Origin of the sequence: Lentzea indica (genome assembly GCF_012184385.1) — a bacterium.
In the GTDB taxonomy this organism is placed as follows: domain Bacteria; phylum Actinomycetota; class Actinomycetes; order Mycobacteriales; family Pseudonocardiaceae; genus Lentzea; species Lentzea indica.
On the sequence record NZ_VSRL01000082.1, the window covers coordinates 16,267 to 33,076 of the forward strand.

The following is a 16,810-nucleotide window of genomic DNA, read 5'->3' on the forward strand; positions in this document are numbered from 1 at the left end:
GGGCGGCAAAAGGTGGGCACCCGCAGGGCCCATATTGGGTGGCGTGGGCGGTTACGTGTTTCGTTGGAATTGTTTTTTGGGCCGTGTTGATTAGCGCTGGGGGAGTGGGGAAGATTGACGCCGACACGGTGGAGCAACGGGTAACGAGTAGCGATATGAAATGGACTAACGGTGTGCGTGCCACGTCTGCACATTGCAGTCCGACAGACGTTGACCAGGATGGTGCGGGATTTTATTCGTGTTCAATCACGAAGGCGGACGGCTCTCACGGAACGCTGAACGTATGGGCTGACACCGATGGCAGTATCGAGAGCAAGTGACAACTAGAGGCGCGTCTCATCTCGCAACAACAGCCCTCATTGCCGAGGTGTCACGGTAACCCGCCACGCACCGTGGCGGCCGTGAGTCAGGTGATGCTTTCACCGAAACCACGTCCCGACATGCAGATTCTGCGGCCGTATCTCAAGAAGTGAGGTAGAGCAGGCGTGACCCAAGTAGACACACAAACCTCACAACATCGGAGACACGCAATGACTCACACTGTTCGCTCACTCGTTCTCGGTGGAATCGTTCTCGCCGCTTTGTCTGTAGGCGCTGGTGCCGTTCTCGGAACGAGCGAACTCGTTGGCACGGCCGTTCCAGTGACCACGGCTACATGGGACGCAACGCCCTACGTTCCTATTCCAGACGGTTCGTGCCGCGCCATGTGTGATGGCAGGATCAGCGCATACGAACTCTCCGTGTGGATGATTGACGAGGCTAAGGCAACGGGCGGATACATTGACTCCGCGACATGCTCACCTGTTGACGTGCTCGCTGACGGGCAGGGTAGCTACCGATGCACCGTTGTAGAGCGAGGGATGGCTTCCGCGACATTCGTCGGCGCGGTTTCGTACACGGTTCGGAACACCTTCACGTGGAAGGTAACGAGTCTTGAGAGCTTCACGCCTGCCAAGTAGTGACGCAGTAGAGCCGCAGGCGTGACGTAGCTCGTTCTAGCTCGACAGAGGCGAGTAACCGGCCTCATCGGGTCTCAAAGTGGGTCTCAGTCCGGGGTTTCGCTGGGAGTCTCTGCTGTTGCGCGCGAAGCCTTCTACCAGGGGAAACGTACCTACACGGACCACCTCGGACGGCGGGGAACGGAACTGGAAATCGTGTTGGGTTCACCCCCTCACGGGTTCAAATCCCGTATCCTCCGCGCAAAGGCGGCGAGTGCTCGTGAAGAGCACTCGCCGCCTTCTTTTGTGCCATGCGGGGACACCCCGCACCCCGGCGCGAAGGGCGCCGAACTTCAACGTTCGGCGCCCTTTCGGCGTTAACGTTGCATGATGCTGCCCGAAGACCTGATGCTGCTGTTCCTCGACGAAGAGGACGGCCGCGTGTTGATGGACTCGACGTCGATCCACAACGCTCTAGCCGGGGCCGTGCTGCTGGAACTGGTCAAGTCCGGGCGGGTGGCGTTCGAGCCGGACGGAAAGAAGCTCGCGGTCGTCGACCCCTCGCCGTTGCGCAACGAGTTCCTGCAGGAGTCGCTCAGCAGGATCACCAAGCCGATGAAGCCGCAGCGCGCGGTCGAGAAGCTCCGCAACCACGTGCGGGACAACGTGATGGCGCAGCTCGAAGGCCAGGGTGTGCTGACGGTCGAGAAGTCGAAGACGCTCGGGATCTTCCCGACGAAGCGCTACGTGATCCGGGACCACCAGGCGGTCAGCGAGATCCGTGACCTCGTGGGCAACGTGGCGCTGGGGTACCGGGCGCCGGACGAGCGCACCGGAGCGCTGATCTCGTTGCTGTACGCGGTGAAGGGCCTGCACAAGGTCTTCAAGGGCGACAAGCGCGAGATGAACGCGCGGGCCAAGGAGATCTCGGCTGGGAACTGGGCCGGGGTCGCCGTGAAGAAGGCGATGGAGGCGGTTCAGGCCGCGGTCACAGCGGCGGTCGTGGCTTCGACGGTGGCGGCCACGTCGGGGGGTTCCAGCTGATGCTGCACGAAGACTTGATGCTGCTGTTCATCAACCAGCAGAACGGCCGTCTGCACGCCGACTCCTCGTCGGTGGAGAACGCGCTCGCCGGCGCGGTGCTCATCGAGCTGGTGAACTCGGGGCGCGTCGATTTCGAGCCGAACGGCAAGAAGCTCCAGGTCGTCGATCCGACGCCGCTGAAGAACCAGTTGCTGCAGGAGTCGGTGTCGAGGCTCAACAAGCCCATGAAGTCGCAGCCGGCAGTGGAGCGACTCCGGAAGAGTTTGCGCGACAACGTGATCGCGGACCTTGAAGGCCGTGGCGTCGTGCGGGTGGAGCCGCGGACGGTGCTGGGGATCTTCCCGGCGAAGAGCTACCCGATCGTCAAGGAGGCCGTGTCCGACGACGTGCGGAAGGCCGTCGGAGAGGTCGCGCTCGGGTACCGGGGAGCGGATGCGCGCACAGGACCGTTGATCACGCTGCTGTACGCGGTGAACACCCTGCACAAGGTGTTCGACGGCGACAAGCGCGAGATGAAGCGGCGGGCCAAGGAGATCGCGGCCGGCAACTGGGCGGGCGATGCCGTGCGCAGGGCCGTGGAGGCGATCCAGGGCGGCGTGACTGCCGCGGCCACTGCCGCCGCGTCGGGGGAATGACGCGGCGGCAGCGGATCGCGCTTACTTCTTCAGGCAGTCGAGGATGTCCTCGAGAGCGAACACGATCTTGTCGACGTTCGCGTCACCCGTGGACGGGCGGGCGCGGACGATCTGCGGGTCGTGGTCGCTCGCCTGGTCGGCGAACTCGGCGTTGATGTGCACCACGTCGTAGCCGAAGCGGGTGATGTTCTTGCTCATCACGATGTGGTCGAGCGTCTGCGAGTTGCCCTCGAAGACGTAGCTGTACCGCTCGTTCGCGGGCAGCGTCTCGATCAGCGCCTTGAGGTTGCCGTCGCCGGTGAGGGCCTTGACGGCGGGCGAGAACTGGTAGTCGTTCAGGTCGCCGGCGAGGATCACGTTGGCGCCCTTGTCGATCGCGCGGATCTGCTCCGTGAACGCCTTCAGCGCCGCCGCCTGCTTGGCGCGCTGCACCTCGGAGGAGCGGTTCGGCGGCTGGTTGCGGCCGTGGATGGCCTCGTCGCCGCCCTTGGAGTTGAAGTGGTTCGCGACCACGAAGACCGTGCGGCCGCGGAACTTGAACTCGCCGGCGAGCGGCTTGCGGCTGTTCGCCCACGCGTCGTTCAGCGGGTCGATCCGGCCCGGTGACACGGAAAGCGCGGCGCGGCCGTTCTTCTTCACGACCTGGACCGGGGTCTTGAAGTCGCCACCAGGACGGTCCACGAAGGACACGCGCTGCGGGTTGAAGAAGAAGCCGACGCGGATGTTGCCGCCGGGCTCGCCGCCGTCCTTGAGGTTCTCCGGGTCGATCTGACGCCACTGGTAGCGAGGGCCGCCCTTGGCGACGATCGCGTCGGAGAACTTCTGCAGCGTCTGGTCGGCCGCGACGACACCGTCGTTGGTCGCACCGTTGTTGTCCTGGATCTCTTCCAGCACAACGACGTCCGGGCTGCGCAGGTTCGTCGTGACACCCTCGGCGAGCCGGTCGAACTTCGTCTGCGGGTCGGACGGGTCGAGGTTCTCGACGTTGTAGGTCGCGACCGAGAGCTCGGACTCCTTCTGCTGCGCGGTGATCTCGCGCTGCAGGTTGGCGGACGTGTGGGTGCCGAGCTGGAGAGCCGCCAGCGTGTAGCCGCCGAAGTTCGTGTACTCGATGGCACCGACGGTCGCGCCGGCGAACACGTCACCGACGTTGGACGCCGGCAGCGGCGTGGCCTTGATCTTCAGGCGGCCGCTGTTGGCCTGGTCGTAGGCGGTGTAGGCGGTGCCGCCGCGCTGGTTCTTGTTCTGGTCGGGGTTGACCGTGACCCAGGCCTCGCCGAACGCGTTGCTCGGGCCCACCACACGGGCGTCGTTGACCTGCACCAGCGTGCCCTCGAGGGACTCGAAGTGGTCGAGGCCGTACTTCTCCGGCTCCAGCGGAAGCTGCTCGATGCTGCCGCCGGGCGCGGGCAGGTAGCCGTTCGGGATGTTCTTGACGATCACCGGCGCCGGGACGGGGTTGCCCTTCGAGACCGTGATCGTGGTGGCCTGGGTGATCTCGGTGAGGGTCTGGTTGGAGCCCGTCTCACCGCCAGGCCGGTACTCCGCGATCGTGCCGCTGACCAGCACGTTGTCGCCGACGGCCACGGTCGGCGCGCTGCCGGCCGTGTAGACGAAGACGCCCTCGCTGGTGCGCGGGTCGCTGTCCGGGCCGACCGTGTCCTGGATCCAGAAGCCGCGGTCACCCGTGGCGCGCGTGCCGGTGACGACGCCGGGGACGTTGGTGACCTTCTGGCCGAGCAACGGCGAGATGCGCGTGACGCCCTGGATGTCGTGGATGCGCTTGTCGCCGGGCACGGGGTCGGGGTCGGGATCCGGGTTGCCGCCGCCCGGCGTCTCGCCCTTGGAGTTGGTCGGGTTCGGGTCGCCGACCTTGAAGTCGACGGAGTTGTCGTCGGTGTCGGCGAGCTCGATGTTGCGGAACGCCGAAGCGGTGTTGCTGAGGGCGTTCGTCCCGGTGCCCTCACGCACGACCGCCGCGCCGTAGCCGACGAGGTCCTTGATGCGCGAGTCGGCAGTGCAGTCGGCCGCCGTCTTGCAGGTGAGCGGCGCGCTGCCGTTGACCAGCGCGATGGTGCCGCCGGTGGCGCTCATGGCGATCGTGCCGGTGGCGTCCGGGGCCGGCAGGTCGACGGTGCCACCGGTGCCCTTGGCCTCGGCGACGAGGAACGTCTTGCCGGGCGCGATCGAGCCCGCGAGCGGGGTCACCCCCCACTGCGTGGTCGCGCCGGGGCTGGCCGAGATGTACTGGACGCTGTAGCCGTCCAGGCTGATCGCCGACGCGCTCTTGTTGGCGAGCTCGACGAAGTCCTGCTTGAGCGTGGCACCGGAGTTGCCGCCTCCTCCGTAGACCTCGGAGATCAGCGCGTCTGTGCTGGGTGCTGCGACTGCGGGTACGGCGGCGAATACGAGCGCCGCCACCGCTGTCCCGATGCCGGGCAGGGTGGCTCTCAAAACTCCTCCAGGGGGATGCGGCGGACCGACGCATCTTTCCTCGATCGAGTGAGGTTTGGTAGCCGTTGTTACTAACGGTTAACCGGTTGGCCTGCCAATCATCACTCGAACAAGTGTTCGATCATGGTGTATGCTCCGTTTCGGAACGCTGGCCGGTGGTCCCCTCCCAGGCACCGGCCAGCGTCCCTACGTTGGGGGCATGTTGAACTACGAGCGCCGCTGCGCCGAGATCATCAACCAGACCTCGTTGCTCGTCTCCTCACTGGACGGCGCCGACCTGAGCATTCAGGTGCCGTCGATCCCGGACTGGACGCTGAACCAGCTCGTGCGCCACGTCGGCCACGCGCACCGGTGGGCGGACCTGATGATCCGCGAGAAGGTGAGGGAGATCCCGTACGACCGCAACGGGGCACAACAGCTGGCCTCGTACGTCGGCGAGAAGGCCTCCGACGTCGTCCCATGGCTGCTGGAGGGTGCTTCCTCGTTGGCGGAGGCGCTGTCCGAGGTGGACCCGGACGAGATGATCGCGGTGATCGGAGGTCATCCCGGACCACGGGTGTGGTCGTGGCGGATGGCGCACGAGACCGTGATCCACCGCTGGGACGTGGTGAACACGCTGGGCGTGCCGTTCGAGCTGGATCCGGAGGTCACGCGCGACACGCTGGCGGAGTGGACGGCCCTGGCGCTGCCGTACGCGTTCATGCGCTGGCCCGCGGAGACCGCTCCGCTGCTCGGGCCTGGCCGCACGGTGCACCTGCACGCGACCGACGTCGACGCCGAGCTGGTGATCGATCTCACCGGCTCGCGGCCCGTGGTGCGGAAGGGCCACGAGAAGGCCGCTGTGGCGTTGCGCGGGCCGGTCGTCGAGCTGGTGCTGGCCGTTTATCGGCGGCGGCCGGTGGACGGGCTCGAGGTGTTCGGAGACTCGGAGCTGCTCGACCTTTTCCTGGACCGCGTGCGGTTCTGAGCAACCGAGCGGGGGTCTGGGGGCTTGCCCCCAGGGCGGGGCGTGGGGGCTCCGCCCCCACAAGACACCCGACAAAGCAAAAGGCGAGTGCTCTTCACGAGCACTCGCCTTCCAGCTTTGGCGGTGGCGTGGGATTTGAACCCACGGAGGCTTGCACCTCACACGCTTTCGAGGCGTGCTCCTTCGGCCGCTCGGACACGCCACCGGTAAGAACAATACAGACCCAGATCCACTGGGTTAACGCTGGGTCCGGAAGAAGCGTTCGAGCAGGTCAGCGCACTCAGACTCGAGCACACCGCCCTGAACCTCGGGCCGATGGTTGAGCCGGCGGTCCCGAACGACGTCCCACAGCGACCCCACCGCACCCGTTTTGGGCTCCCAGGCGCCGAAGACGAGACGTGACACACGCGCCAGCACCAACGCCCCCGCGCACATCGTGCACGGTTCCAAAGTGACCGCGAGGGTGCAGCCGTCGAGCCGCCAGCCGTCGCCAAAGCCAGAAGCCGCCGAGCGCAGAGCCAAGATCTCAGCGTGCGCGGTCGGGTCGCCCAACGCCTCACGGGCGTTGCAGGCCGAAGCCAGTACCTCACCGGACGGCGAGAAGACGACGGCGCCGATCGGGACGTCCGTGCCGGAACCCGCGGCCGCGCGCAGAGCGACCCGGATCATGTCCTCTGAGGAGATCACGCCTGGATCGTGTCGAGCAGCTTCGTGAGCTCGTCGATGAAGCCGATGCGCTGGGCGATCATCTGGAGCTGCTCGTCCGGGTAGAGGTCGACCTCGTCGACGATGATCTGGAGCTCGTGCGAGGGCATGCCGAGGTCGGACAACACGCCGAGATCGCCTTCAGGCCAGAGCTCGGTGTCCTCTTCGTCCGGAGGGTCGACGCGGAGAAGATCCAGCACGTCGGCTGCGATGTCGTAGTCGAGGGCGGCGGCCGCGTCCGAGAGCAGCAGCGCGACGCCGCCCGGCACGGGACGCAGGATGATGAAGAACTCGTCATCGACTGCCAGTAGCCCGAACACGGCGCCGGTCGACCGTAGTTGGCGCAACTGTGTGATCGCCGCGTCCAACTCCGACAGCGCGGAGCTGTCCATCCTGCTGCACCGCCAGCGGCCGTCCTCTCGGACGACCGCGACCGCGAAGCCGTTGACCGGCTCCTGCTGTGTCATGTGCACACCGTAGGGCCCAGACGACCTTCCCGGTAGCTGAGGTGGTGCGACTATCGAAGGATGAGCACAAACACGCCGGACCCCCGTTTCGTCGGACTGCTCGAGGGGGCGCGCTCGATGCAGCCCCGCACCGTGGCCCTGCGCAGGCAGATCCACCGCCACCCTGAACAGGGACTTCAGCTCCCGCACACGCAGGCGGCGATTCTGCACGCGTTGGAGGGGCTGCCGCTCAAGGTCACGAAGGGCGAGTCGACGACCTCGGTCGTGGCGGTGCTCGAAGGCGAACGTCCCGGGCCGACCGTGTTGCTGCGCGGCGACATGGACGGGCTGCCGCTCCAAGAGGACACCGGGCTGTCCTACGCGTCCGAAGTGGACGGGAACATGCACGCCTGTGGGCACGACACGCACGTGGCGATGCTGGCGTCGTCGGCCCGGCTCCTCTCCGACCGCAGGGACGCGCTCAGGGGCAAGGTCCTGTTCATGTTCCAGCCGGGCGAGGAGGGCTACCACGGCGCCCGGTACATGATCGAGGAAGGCCTGCTCGACGACGGCGTGGAGAAGGCGTTCGCGCTGCACATCACGTCCACGACGAAGTCGGGCGTGGTGACGAGCCGGCCGGGGGCGATCATGGCCTCCGCGGACGCGTTCCACATCCACGTGAAGGGCCGCGGCGGGCACGGCGCCATGCCGCACAACGCGCTGGACCCGGTGCCGGCCGCCGCGGCGATGGTCGGGGCGGTCCAGACGATGCTCGGACGGCGGGTGAACGTCCACCAGCCGGCCGTGGTGACGGTCGCGCAGATCAAGGCCGGTACGACGACGAACATCATCCCCGAGGTCGCGACGCTCGACGGGACGATCAGGACGTTGTCCGAGGCCACGCGCAAGCTGGTGCACAAGGAGCTCAAGCAGGTCGTGAAGCACACGGCCGCCGCCTACGGGTGTCACGCCGAGGTCAGCATCGTGCCGGGGTATCCGGTGACGGTGAACGACGACGTCGTCGGGCAGCACGTCGTGGACCTGGCCGCCAAGGCGATGGGGCCGACGTGGAGCGAGCCCATGCAGGATCCGCTGATGGGTGCGGAGGACTTCTCTTACGTGCTGCAGCGGGTGCCTGGGGCGTTGGCGTTCCTCGGGGCGTGCCCCCGCGGCATCGACCTGGAGGAGGCCGCGCCGAACCACTCGAACCGGGTGCTGTTCGACGAGGCGGCCATGGAGCACGGGGTGGCGACGTACGCGGCGTTCGCGCTGGACGCCCTCCGATAGGTCCGAGCACGTGTCGCACGGAATGATGGACGCGTGCGAGACGTGTGCGTGATCGGACTGGGACTGATCGGCGGCTCCGTGCTGCGGGCCGCCAAGGCTGCCGGGCGCACCGTGTGGGGTGCGACCGCGAGCAAAGAGGACGCGGACAAGGCGCGCGCTGAGGGCTTCGACATCACGACCGTTGACGAGGCCCTCGGCAGGAACCCGGAGGCGCTCGTCGTCCTCGCCGTGCCCATGCCCGCCCTCCCGGACCTGCTGCGCAAGATCCCCGAGGGCACACGGCTCACGGACGTGACCAGTGTGAAGGGGCCCGTCCACGACGCCGTGCACCGGTACGCGCCCCAGGTCCGCTTCGTCGGCGGGCACCCCATGGCCGGCACCAGCGAGAGCGGCTGGGACGCGGGCAGCGCGGCCCTCTTCCGAGGAGCGGCGTGGGTCGTCACTCCCGAGGAGGCGGACGACCACCTCAACGACGTCATACAGCTCGCGCTCGACCTCGGGGCGCACGTCGTGCCGACCACGCCCGAGGAACACGACGAGGCAGTGGCGCGGATCAGCCACCTGCCGCACGTCATGGCGGCGATCCTGGCGGCGGTCGGGGCCGACGGCGGTCCCATGGCGATGGCGCTCGCGGCGGGCAGCTTCGGTGACGGCACGCGGGTCGCTGGCAGCAGGCCCGAGCTCGTCCGCGCCATGTGCGGAGGGGAACCGGGACGCGCTGCTGACGGCCGTCGACGATGCGCTCGGCAGGCTCGGGGCGGCGCGTGGATCGCTGGCGTCGACCGGTGGGCTGGCCAAGACGATCGAGGCCGGGCACGACGGGCGGAACGCGCTGGTCAACCAGCCGCAACGCACCAAGGTGACCATCGACCTGACCAAGCCGGGAGCGCTCGCGGCGCTGCGGAACCTTGGGTCGCGTGGCGGACGCGTGGTTGGGCTGAACGGCAGCACCGCCGAAGCGGAAACGTCGTAGGGTCGCCGGGTGGATCGACGGACGCTCGCCGGTGGGCTCGGTGGACTCGCGCTCGTCATCGCCGCCGTGGTGGCACTCCGCACGGGCGACGCGCCGGACACGTTGAAGCGTGAAATCGCCGACGGTGTCGAGGTCGTCGCGCTGCAGGAACCGACGAAACCGACCAATGCCAGGGCTCAGGCGCTCGACGCGGACGCGCTGCAGGTCACGTGGAACGGCTCGGCGTCGGCCTACGAGGTGCGCTGGAACGGCAACGAGCTGCTCGTGCCGGGCCCCGAGGTGGAACTCCCCGGCCTGAACCCCGACGACCAGGTCGAGGTCGAGATCCGGGCGGTCAACGCGACCGGCAAGCGGTCGGAACCGCTCAAGATCGCCGCGACGCCCAAGGACCTCTACAACGACAGGTGGGACGACCAGCTCGTCGGTCAGACGGAGAGGTTCGACGGCCCGGAGTCGCTGGATCCGCGCAAGTGGCGGGTCGAGGCGGAACCGGACTGCCTCGGGCTGCGGCCGTTCGGGCCGAGCAAGCGCATCGACGTCGACTGCCCGATGGCGGCGTTCCAGTCGAACACGCCCATCAGGTTCGGAGTGCCGGCCAGTGATGGCGCGACCGGCCGGGCGATCATCAGCGTCGCGGGTGCCGTGGAGTCGAGTCACGTGCGGCTGACGCTGCTGCCCGACCCGTGGCAGTACGTGAAGGAGAACGACGTCCAGCCGCTCGGCGCGGTGAGTCTCGACATCACGACCCAGGGCACGCGGATCATCGCGGACCCTGACCTGCCCCGCACCGCCAAGCAGGTCACGCTGGGCGACTCGCAGATCACCGGGCTGGTGGCGGGCGTGCGGCACCGGTGGGAGATGCGGGTGCTGCCGGACGCGGTGGTCGCGCTGCGAGACGGCGTCGTGGTCGCTTACGAGTCCGTGGCGATCAAAACGCCGTTGGTCCACCCGCGAATCCGGATCGACGGTGGCGGTTTCCTGGACTCGTTCGGCGTCGGCGGCGTGCCGGAACGCGTCGTGCCCACCGAGGTCATCCCGCTCGTGAAGGAAACCGAGGTGCCGCAGGACGCGGTCGCGGCGAAGATCGTCACGCCGGAGCCGGCCAACCAGGTCAAGGTCGTCGACATCCCGGTCAGCACGAGGAAGGTCGCGGCCGCCGACCCAGCCCAGCTCGTGGTGATCCGCAAGCCGGAAAGCCGTCCAGGCACCCTTCCGAAACTTGCGGACAGGCCGGGCGGCATCAAGACCGGCGGGCCGCGACTGCACGTGATGCACGAGGACGGCACGAAGCCCCCTCAGCCGATCCCACCCCGCGGCCGCATCCTCGTCACGGCCGAGATCAACGCCATCGGGCATCGCGGCATCGAGCTCGAACTCGACGGCAAGCGGATCGTCGCGCTGCCGACGAACGAACAGGGCTCCGCGGTCCCCGGCAGGCACGAGTTCTGGCTCGACGCGAAGAACCTGACCCCGGGGTCACACGCTCGGCTCAAGCTCAGCGTCCTTCCGGCGGACCATGGCGAACCCGTTATCACCGAAACCGTGTTCGAGCTGGGTACAACGCCTTAGCGTGACCCGCATGAAGCGGGTCGCCTTCGCTGTAGCAGGCCTCGCGCTGGTCGTCGGCGTGATCTTGCTGCGCGACACCGGCGGTGGCGGCTCAGACCTGCCCACAGCTCCCCCGCCGCCGACGAAGCTCAAGCCGTTCGTGGCGGAGCAGGTGCTGGTGCCGAGCCCGCAAGCCCGTCCGGCCACACCCACGAACGTCGTCGCACGCGCAGGCCACCACAAGATCCAGCTCAACTGGACCGGCGACGCGCCGGCGTACGAGGTGCGCTGGGGCGAGCGGACCAAGCTCGTGACGCGGCCGGGCACCCAGCTCAACGGCCTGCAGAACGACCGCGAGCAGCAGATCGACATCCGCGCGGTCGACTCGTTCGGGCAGCGCTCCCAGCCCGTCCAGACCAAGGCCACACCGCGCGCCGACAACGCCCCGTACACGTTCGTCGACCGCTTCGACAGCCCGGACGAGCCTGACCTGCAACGATGGCGCCTGTCCAAGCGCACCGACTGCGCCCGCGCCACCTCTGGCGACGAGGAAGACCACGACCGGCTCGTGATCAGCAGCAGCTGCGGCACCCGCGCCGTGACGCTGAGGTCCCGCACGCCGTTCGTCCGCGGTGACGACGAGAGCCGGCTCGTGATCGAGACGGACGCCCCGAGCACCGGCGGCAAGCTGCTGCTGGACCTCGTGCCGGGACCGGTCAGCGTCCAGGGCGACCCGGTACTGCCGAACACGATCCGCGCGACCGTCTCGACCGACGTCTCCGGCAACTCGGTCGTCGAGCTCGTCCCGAACGGCACGGCGGTCAAGCCCGTGCCCGCCGCGCTGCCGGGCGTGACCGTGCGCTGGGAGATCGTGCTCACCGGTAGCGGTGTCCAGGTCGTGCGCGACGGAGACGTCCTGGCCACCTCACCGTTCGTGCCCCAGTGGCGCGAGGCGACGGCGCTGGTCGGGGTCGCGGCGCTGGCGGGCGACCGGATCCGCGCGGGCATCGACCTGATCGGCTACCGGACCGCCAAGGCCGACGCACCGCCCGCCGTTCCCACGCCGCAGGTGCGCGTGGACGGCCCCGCCAGCACCAGCGCCCACCCGATCGCGGACGTCACCGCAGGTCAGCTGCGCATCGCGATGATCCCGTCTCGCGAGAGCGACCCGGTCACGGCCGTTCGGATCAACGGCGTCGAGGTGCCTTTGCGTCCCGCCGTGGAGGGCACGCCCTGGAAGCCGGGTGCGGAGTACCCGGCCGTCGCCGGCCTGCCCAAAGAGGCCTTCACCGACAACCTGAACGTCCAGCTGGTGACACAGGAACGCATCCAGGTGACCCACACCGACGTCGAGCTCACCGGCCCCAAGAGCTCGCCGCAACGCCAGGCAGGCACGCCTCTGGTCGACGCACGGCCGACGCTCGCCGACCCCGTCCCCGAGGTCCTGGACGCAAGCGGCCAGCCCATCGAGAACGGTGCCGCCTTCAACCGCGGCCGGGTGGTCCTGGAAGTCCGCATCAACGCCCTCGACGCGGCCGTGGCGGGCCTCGCCGGGTTCGAGGTCCGGCTCGACAGCAACCACATCGCCACCGTCCCCACCACGGCCGACGGACCTGCCGCCGCAGGTCGGTGGCGGATTTCACTCAACACGGGGTCGTTGGCCGCCGGTGCGCACGCCATCGAGGTGAGGGCCTTCAGCACCGATTCCCAGGTGCACCCCGAAACGGGTTACGTTCCCTTCTTGCTGAAGCCGTAGTGCAGGTCGCGGCACTACTGGCCCAAGATGGGGGTATGGCACGCGCACTGATTCTCGACGCCGCCCGTACGCCGTTCGGCAGGTACCGGGGAGGTCTCTCCGGCATCCGGGTGGACGACCTCGCCGCGCTGCCCATCGTCGATCTGCTGCGCCGCTTTCCGTCGCTCGACCTCGCCCGCATCGACGACGTGATGCTGGGCGACACGAACGGCGCCGGAGAGGACAACCGCAACGTCGCACGCATGGCCGCGTTGCTGGCCGGCCTGCCGGTGTCCGTGCCGGGCGTGACGCTGAACCGGCTGTGCGCGTCCGGTGGCGAGTCGATCATCCAGGGCGCTCGGGCGGTGGCCTCCGGCGATGCCGATCTGATCATCGCGGGTGGTGTGGAGGGCATGAGCCGGGCGCCGTTCGTGACGGCTCGGCCGGACAAGGCCTTCCCCGACCGCATGGAGACGGTGTCGACGGCTCTCGGCTGGCGGCTGGTGAACCCGCGCATGCCCAAGCACTACACCGTGCCGTTGGGACTGGCCGCGGAGAACGTGGCCGCGGAGCTGGGGATCACGCGCGACCAGATGGACCACTACGCCCTCCGTTCCCACCGTCGCGCCGCTGCCGCGTGGGACGCGGGCGTGCACGAGGGGTTCGCGTTCCCCGTGCAGCTTCCGGACGGAACAGCGATTCGGCGCGACGAGAACGTCCGCGCTGACACGAGCATCGACAAGCTCGGAAAGTTGAAGCCGGTGTTTTCGGAGCACGGCTCGGTGACCGCGGGCAACGCGTCGCCCCTGAACGACGGTGCACTCGCGGCTCTCCTCGGTACGGAAGCCGTTGCGGCCGAACTGGGTGTTCAGCCGTTGGGCGAGGTGCTCGGTTCTGCGACGACCGGCGAGGAGCCGCACCGGTTCACGATCGCGCCGGTGTCGGCGATCCGGAAGTTGTTGAAGCGCCTGCACCTCGACGCTGCTCAGGTCGACCTGTGGGAGATCAACGAAGCCTTCGCCGCCATGGCGTTGTCGGTGTTGCACCACCTGCCGGAGATCGACCGCGAGAAGGTCAACGTCCACGGTGGCGCCATCGCTTACGGCCACCCGCTCGGTGCGTCGATGCCGCGCGTGATCATCGACGTGGCACGGCATCTGCGTGCGCGTGGAGGCGGCGTCGGTGTCGCGGCCGCGTGTGTGGGCGTCGGACAGGGCGTGGCGGTCGCCGTTCGCGTCTAGGGCGTCGGGTTCAGGATGTCGCGGGCCTGCTCGGCGGCGCGGACGATGCTCTCGGAGACGAAGTCGAGGAACCGCGCGATGTTCTCGAGGCGGGTGGCGGCCGGGGTGCCCGAACCGAGGACGTTGACGCCCTGTCGCGCGGCTTCGGCGAGCTGGGTGGTGCCGGCTGCGCTGGCGATCATCGACTGGTACCAGATGTCACCGTCGTCGACGACGTAGCGCTCGCGGCGGCGTTCGTCGCGCTCCCTGCCGATCAGGCCCTGAGCTTCGAGGTACGCCATCGCCTTGGAGACGGACGCCGGACTGACCTGCAGGTGCCCGACGAGTTCTGACGCGGTCAGGCTGCCGGAGTCGGTGGCGTAGAGGCTGGCCAACGCCCTGGCCGTCATCTTGGGCAGACCCTGCGCGATGAAGATGCCGGAGAACGCCTCCTCGAACTCGCGCACCGCCTCCGGGTCGCGTCCGTCGGCCCGTTCGAGCGCCTGCCGGCCGCGCGGCGCGGCCTGCTTGCGTCGCTGGGCACGGCGTTCGGTGGCCATGTGGGCGAGATCGGCCTTGTAGCCGGCCGGACCGCCGTTGCGCATCACCTCGCGCGTGATCGTCGACGTGGGGCGGTCGAGCGATCTGGCGATCTCCGCGTAAGCGAGGCCGTCGGCCAGGCCGATCGCGATCTGCCGGCGCTCCTGCTGGGTCAATCGGCCTCCTGGCATGCCCGGAGCATAGCGTTCACCTTCATGTCATTGCAACAAACAGGCTTGATCGTTGCATTAGATCTACGGTCCATTGCAACAATCTATGGCCTTTTACCTGCAGATATACCGATCTAACGCAACAAGCTTGTTGGCGGCATCCATGAACGCAACGTAGCTTTTCGTACATCAGAAACAACGAGCTACAGGAGCCAGAGATGCAGAAGTTCGCCACCTCCGCCCCAATCGCCGCAGTCCTCGACTTCCCCGCGGGCCGGGTCCAGTTCATCGCCGCCGACCGCAACGACACCGCGGTCGACGTCCGGCCCGCGAACGCCGCCAAGAGCCGCGACGTGAAGGCCGCCGAGCGGACCGAGGTCGAGTTCGCCGACGGCGTCCTGCGGATCACGGGCGAGACGAAGAACGAGATGTTCGGAGCCTCCGGGTCCGTGGAGATCACCGTCCAGCTGCCGGCCGGTTCGCGCGTCGAGGCCAAGGCCGCCAGCGCGGAGTTCCGCGGCGTCGGCAGGCTCGGCGACATCGCCTTCGAGGCCGCGCAGAGCGAGATCAAGCTCGACGAGGCCGCGAGCGTGCGGCTGTCCACGCAGGCCGGTGACATCGCGGTCGGCCGCCTCACCGGTTCCGCGGAGATCACCACCGCCAAGGGCGACATCACGATCGCCGAGGCCGTGCGCGGCGCGGTCGTGCTGAGCACGCAGGCCGGTGACGTGTCGGTCACCGCCGCCGCGGGTGTGTCCGCCTCTCTGGACGCCGGCACCTCCTACGGCCGGGTCCAGAACTCCCTCAAGAACAACGGCATCGCCGACCTGACCATCCACGCCACCACCGCGTACGGCGACATCTCCGCGCGCAGCCTCTGACAACCACACACAGCACTGGGGAGACGAAACCATGACCACCGCCGACAACTACCAGGCCGCGGAAAAGCTCCTCCGCCGCTCCGCCAGCCCCGGCGATCTCGTCGTCGGCGACAAGGTCCGTCCACAGTGGATCGACGGCGGCACCCGGTTCTGGTACCAGGTCCGCGACGGCGCCGACCGCCAGTTCGTCCTGGTCGACCCGGCAGCGGGCACCCGCACGCCGGGCATCGACCCCACCCCGTTCCTGTCAGCCCCCGGCAACCCGCTGGAGGTGTCCTCCCCCGACGGCAAGGTCGCGGTCTCCCGCCGCGGGCACGACCTGTGGGCGCGGTCCGGCGAGCGCGAGTGGGCGCTGACCACCGACGGCGAGCAGGACCACGGGTACGGCTACGGCCCGGACGCCACGAGCTACGGCACGCTGATGCGCAAGTTCGGCCTGCCGCACCTGCCGCCCGCGCTCGCCTGGTCGCCCGACTCGACCAAGGTGCTGGCCCACCGGACAGACCAGCGCAACGTCCGGCAGACCCACCTGATCGAGTCCAGGCCCGCCGACGACAGCCCCCCGCGAGTGCACACCCAGCGCTACGCCTACCCCGGCGACGCGGACATGCCATTGGCCGAGCTGGTCGTCTTCAACGTCGCGGACGGCACAACGGTCCGCGCGCAGACCGAGCCGCTGCTCATGCCGGAGTTCTCACCGATCATGCTCGGCTGGGCGTGGTGGGCTTCGGACAGCTCGGCGGTGTACTTCCTCAGCAGGCCGCGCGACCAGCACACCCTCACCCTGAACGAGATGGACGCGGCGACCGGCGACGTCAGGGTCGTGGTGAGCGAGACCGGATCCAACCGCGTCGGCCCCAACCAGTGGATGTACGGCCTGCCGATCGTCCGGGTGCTGGCCGACGAGGTGCTGTGGTTCTCGCAGCGCGACGGCTGGGGCCACCTCTACCGCTACGACCTGCACACCGGCGAGCTGCTCGGCCAGGTCACGTCGGGCCAGTGGCTGGTGCGGGAGATCCTGCACGTCGACGAGACGGACCGGTTCGTCGCGTTTGTCGCCTCCGGACTGGTCGCCGAGGACCCGTATCGACGGACGGTGTGCCGGGTCGGGTTGGACGGCACCGGGTTCGCCCGTGTCACGGACGACTCGCTGGACCACGTGGTCACGGTGTCGGAGAACAAGGAGTACTTCGTCGACTCGGCGTCCACTGTGGACACCGCGCCGGTGACAGTGGTGCGCGACTGGACCGGCCGCGTGCTGGTCGAG

Annotated in this window: 13 protein-coding genes, 1 tRNA gene and 1 pseudogene; 10 read left to right on the forward strand and 5 right to left on the reverse strand. The window is 68.3% G+C overall.

Annotated features, from left to right (window positions below):
* Nucleotides 1-1,325: 1,325 nt before the first annotated feature.
* Both FXN61_RS22700 and FXN61_RS22705 read left to right on the forward strand, forming a co-directional pair.
* Nucleotides 1,326-1,982, forward strand: coding sequence for a GOLPH3/VPS74 family protein (locus FXN61_RS22700; RefSeq protein WP_167976063.1), 657 nt, complete (start codon nucleotides 1,326-1,328; stop codon nucleotides 1,980-1,982).
* Complete coding sequence (locus FXN61_RS22705; RefSeq protein ID WP_167976064.1) at nucleotides 1,982-2,617, forward strand: GOLPH3/VPS74 family protein; 636 nt, start codon at nucleotides 1,982-1,984, stop codon at nucleotides 2,615-2,617. The genes FXN61_RS22700 and FXN61_RS22705 overlap by 1 nt, the downstream gene beginning before the upstream one ends.
* A gap of 21 nt (nucleotides 2,618-2,638) precedes the next feature.
* On the opposite strand, the gene FXN61_RS22710 is transcribed toward FXN61_RS22705, so the two are convergent.
* Entirely contained in the window at nucleotides 2,639-5,071 is a 2,433-nt protein-coding gene (locus FXN61_RS22710; protein WP_167976065.1) for a DUF8508 domain-containing protein, read from the reverse strand.
* Nucleotides 5,072-5,270: 199 nt separating this feature from the next.
* Here FXN61_RS22710 and FXN61_RS22715 point away from each other — a divergent pair, with 199 nt between their 5' ends.
* A complete protein-coding gene (locus tag FXN61_RS22715; RefSeq protein ID WP_167976066.1) occupies nucleotides 5,271-6,038 on the forward strand; it encodes a maleylpyruvate isomerase family mycothiol-dependent enzyme in 768 nt (255 codons plus the stop codon).
* Nucleotides 6,039-6,156: 118 nt separating this feature from the next.
* On the opposite strand, the gene FXN61_RS22720 is transcribed toward FXN61_RS22715, so the two are convergent.
* The 3 genes from FXN61_RS22720 to FXN61_RS22730 form a co-directional block, all read right to left on the reverse strand.
* Nucleotides 6,157-6,243: transfer RNA gene (locus FXN61_RS22720), tRNA-Ser, on the reverse strand.
* A gap of 32 nt (nucleotides 6,244-6,275) precedes the next feature.
* Nucleotides 6,276-6,707, reverse strand: coding sequence for a nucleoside deaminase (locus FXN61_RS22725; protein WP_188135374.1), 432 nt, complete (start codon nucleotides 6,705-6,707; stop codon nucleotides 6,276-6,278).
* A gap of 14 nt (nucleotides 6,708-6,721) precedes the next feature.
* Nucleotides 6,722-7,210, reverse strand: a complete 489-nt coding sequence (locus FXN61_RS22730; RefSeq protein WP_167976067.1) for a tRNA adenosine deaminase-associated protein — start codon at nucleotides 7,208-7,210, stop codon at nucleotides 6,722-6,724.
* Between the two features lie 60 nt (nucleotides 7,211-7,270).
* Here FXN61_RS22730 and FXN61_RS22735 point away from each other — a divergent pair, with 60 nt between their 5' ends.
* From FXN61_RS22735 to FXN61_RS22755, 5 genes and pseudogenes are all read left to right on the forward strand, one after another.
* Nucleotides 7,271-8,476 carry a M20 metallopeptidase family protein gene (locus FXN61_RS22735; protein WP_167976068.1) on the forward strand — a complete coding sequence of 402 codons (1,206 nt, stop codon included), beginning with the start codon at nucleotides 7,271-7,273 and terminating at the stop codon, nucleotides 8,474-8,476.
* 33 nt (nucleotides 8,477-8,509) lie between these two features.
* Nucleotides 8,510-9,449 (forward strand): annotated as a pseudogene (locus FXN61_RS22740) (prephenate dehydrogenase).
* A gap of 9 nt (nucleotides 9,450-9,458) precedes the next feature.
* Nucleotides 9,459-11,018 (forward strand): fibronectin type III domain-containing protein, encoded by a 1,560-nt coding sequence (locus FXN61_RS22745; protein WP_167976069.1) that lies wholly within the window; start codon nucleotides 9,459-9,461, stop codon nucleotides 11,016-11,018.
* 10 nt (nucleotides 11,019-11,028) lie between these two features.
* Nucleotides 11,029-12,753 (forward strand): hypothetical protein, encoded by a 1,725-nt coding sequence (locus tag FXN61_RS22750; protein WP_167976070.1) that lies wholly within the window; start codon nucleotides 11,029-11,031, stop codon nucleotides 12,751-12,753.
* Between the two features lie 35 nt (nucleotides 12,754-12,788).
* On the forward strand, nucleotides 12,789-13,973 hold the full coding sequence (locus FXN61_RS22755) for a thiolase family protein (protein WP_167976071.1): 1,185 nt from the start codon (nucleotides 12,789-12,791) through the stop codon (nucleotides 13,971-13,973).
* Here FXN61_RS22755 and FXN61_RS22760 read toward each other — a convergent pair.
* On the reverse strand, nucleotides 13,970-14,683 hold the full coding sequence (locus FXN61_RS22760; RefSeq protein ID WP_167976072.1) for a MarR family transcriptional regulator: 714 nt from the start codon (nucleotides 14,681-14,683) through the stop codon (nucleotides 13,970-13,972). The genes FXN61_RS22755 and FXN61_RS22760 overlap by 4 nt on opposite strands.
* A gap of 197 nt (nucleotides 14,684-14,880) precedes the next feature.
* Between FXN61_RS22760 and FXN61_RS22765 the strand changes: the two genes are divergently transcribed.
* Both FXN61_RS22765 and FXN61_RS22770 read left to right on the forward strand, forming a co-directional pair.
* A complete protein-coding gene (locus FXN61_RS22765) occupies nucleotides 14,881-15,543 on the forward strand; it encodes a DUF4097 family beta strand repeat-containing protein (RefSeq protein ID WP_167976073.1) in 663 nt (220 codons plus the stop codon).
* 31 nt (nucleotides 15,544-15,574) lie between these two features.
* Nucleotides 15,575-16,810 (forward strand): DPP IV N-terminal domain-containing protein (locus FXN61_RS22770; RefSeq protein ID WP_188135370.1); only part of this gene is annotated, 1,236 nt, incomplete at its 3' end.

Excerpts from the sequence above, each read along its gene's own strand:
- FXN61_RS22700 (WP_167976063.1), top strand. The coding sequence starts at position 1,326 with ATGATGCTGCCCGAAGACCTGATGCTGCTGTTCCTCGACGAAGAGGAC.
- FXN61_RS22765 (WP_167976073.1), top strand. The coding sequence starts at position 14,881 with ATGCAGAAGTTCGCCACCTCCGCCCCAATCGCCGCAGTCCTCGACTTC.
- FXN61_RS22725 (WP_188135374.1), bottom strand. The coding sequence starts at position 6,707 with ATGATCCGGGTCGCTCTGCGCGCGGCCGCGGGTTCCGGCACGGACGTC.
- FXN61_RS22705 (WP_167976064.1), top strand. The coding sequence starts at position 1,982 with ATGCTGCACGAAGACTTGATGCTGCTGTTCATCAACCAGCAGAACGGC.
- FXN61_RS22735 (WP_167976068.1), top strand. The coding sequence starts at position 7,271 with ATGAGCACAAACACGCCGGACCCCCGTTTCGTCGGACTGCTCGAGGGG.
- FXN61_RS22755 (WP_167976071.1), top strand. The coding sequence starts at position 12,789 with ATGGCACGCGCACTGATTCTCGACGCCGCCCGTACGCCGTTCGGCAGG.
- FXN61_RS22750 (WP_167976070.1), top strand. The coding sequence starts at position 11,029 with ATGAAGCGGGTCGCCTTCGCTGTAGCAGGCCTCGCGCTGGTCGTCGGC.
- FXN61_RS22730 (WP_167976067.1), bottom strand. The coding sequence starts at position 7,210 with ATGACACAGCAGGAGCCGGTCAACGGCTTCGCGGTCGCGGTCGTCCGA.
- FXN61_RS22715 (WP_167976066.1), top strand. The coding sequence starts at position 5,271 with ATGTTGAACTACGAGCGCCGCTGCGCCGAGATCATCAACCAGACCTCG.
- FXN61_RS22760 (WP_167976072.1), bottom strand. The coding sequence starts at position 14,683 with ATGCCAGGAGGCCGATTGACCCAGCAGGAGCGCCGGCAGATCGCGATC.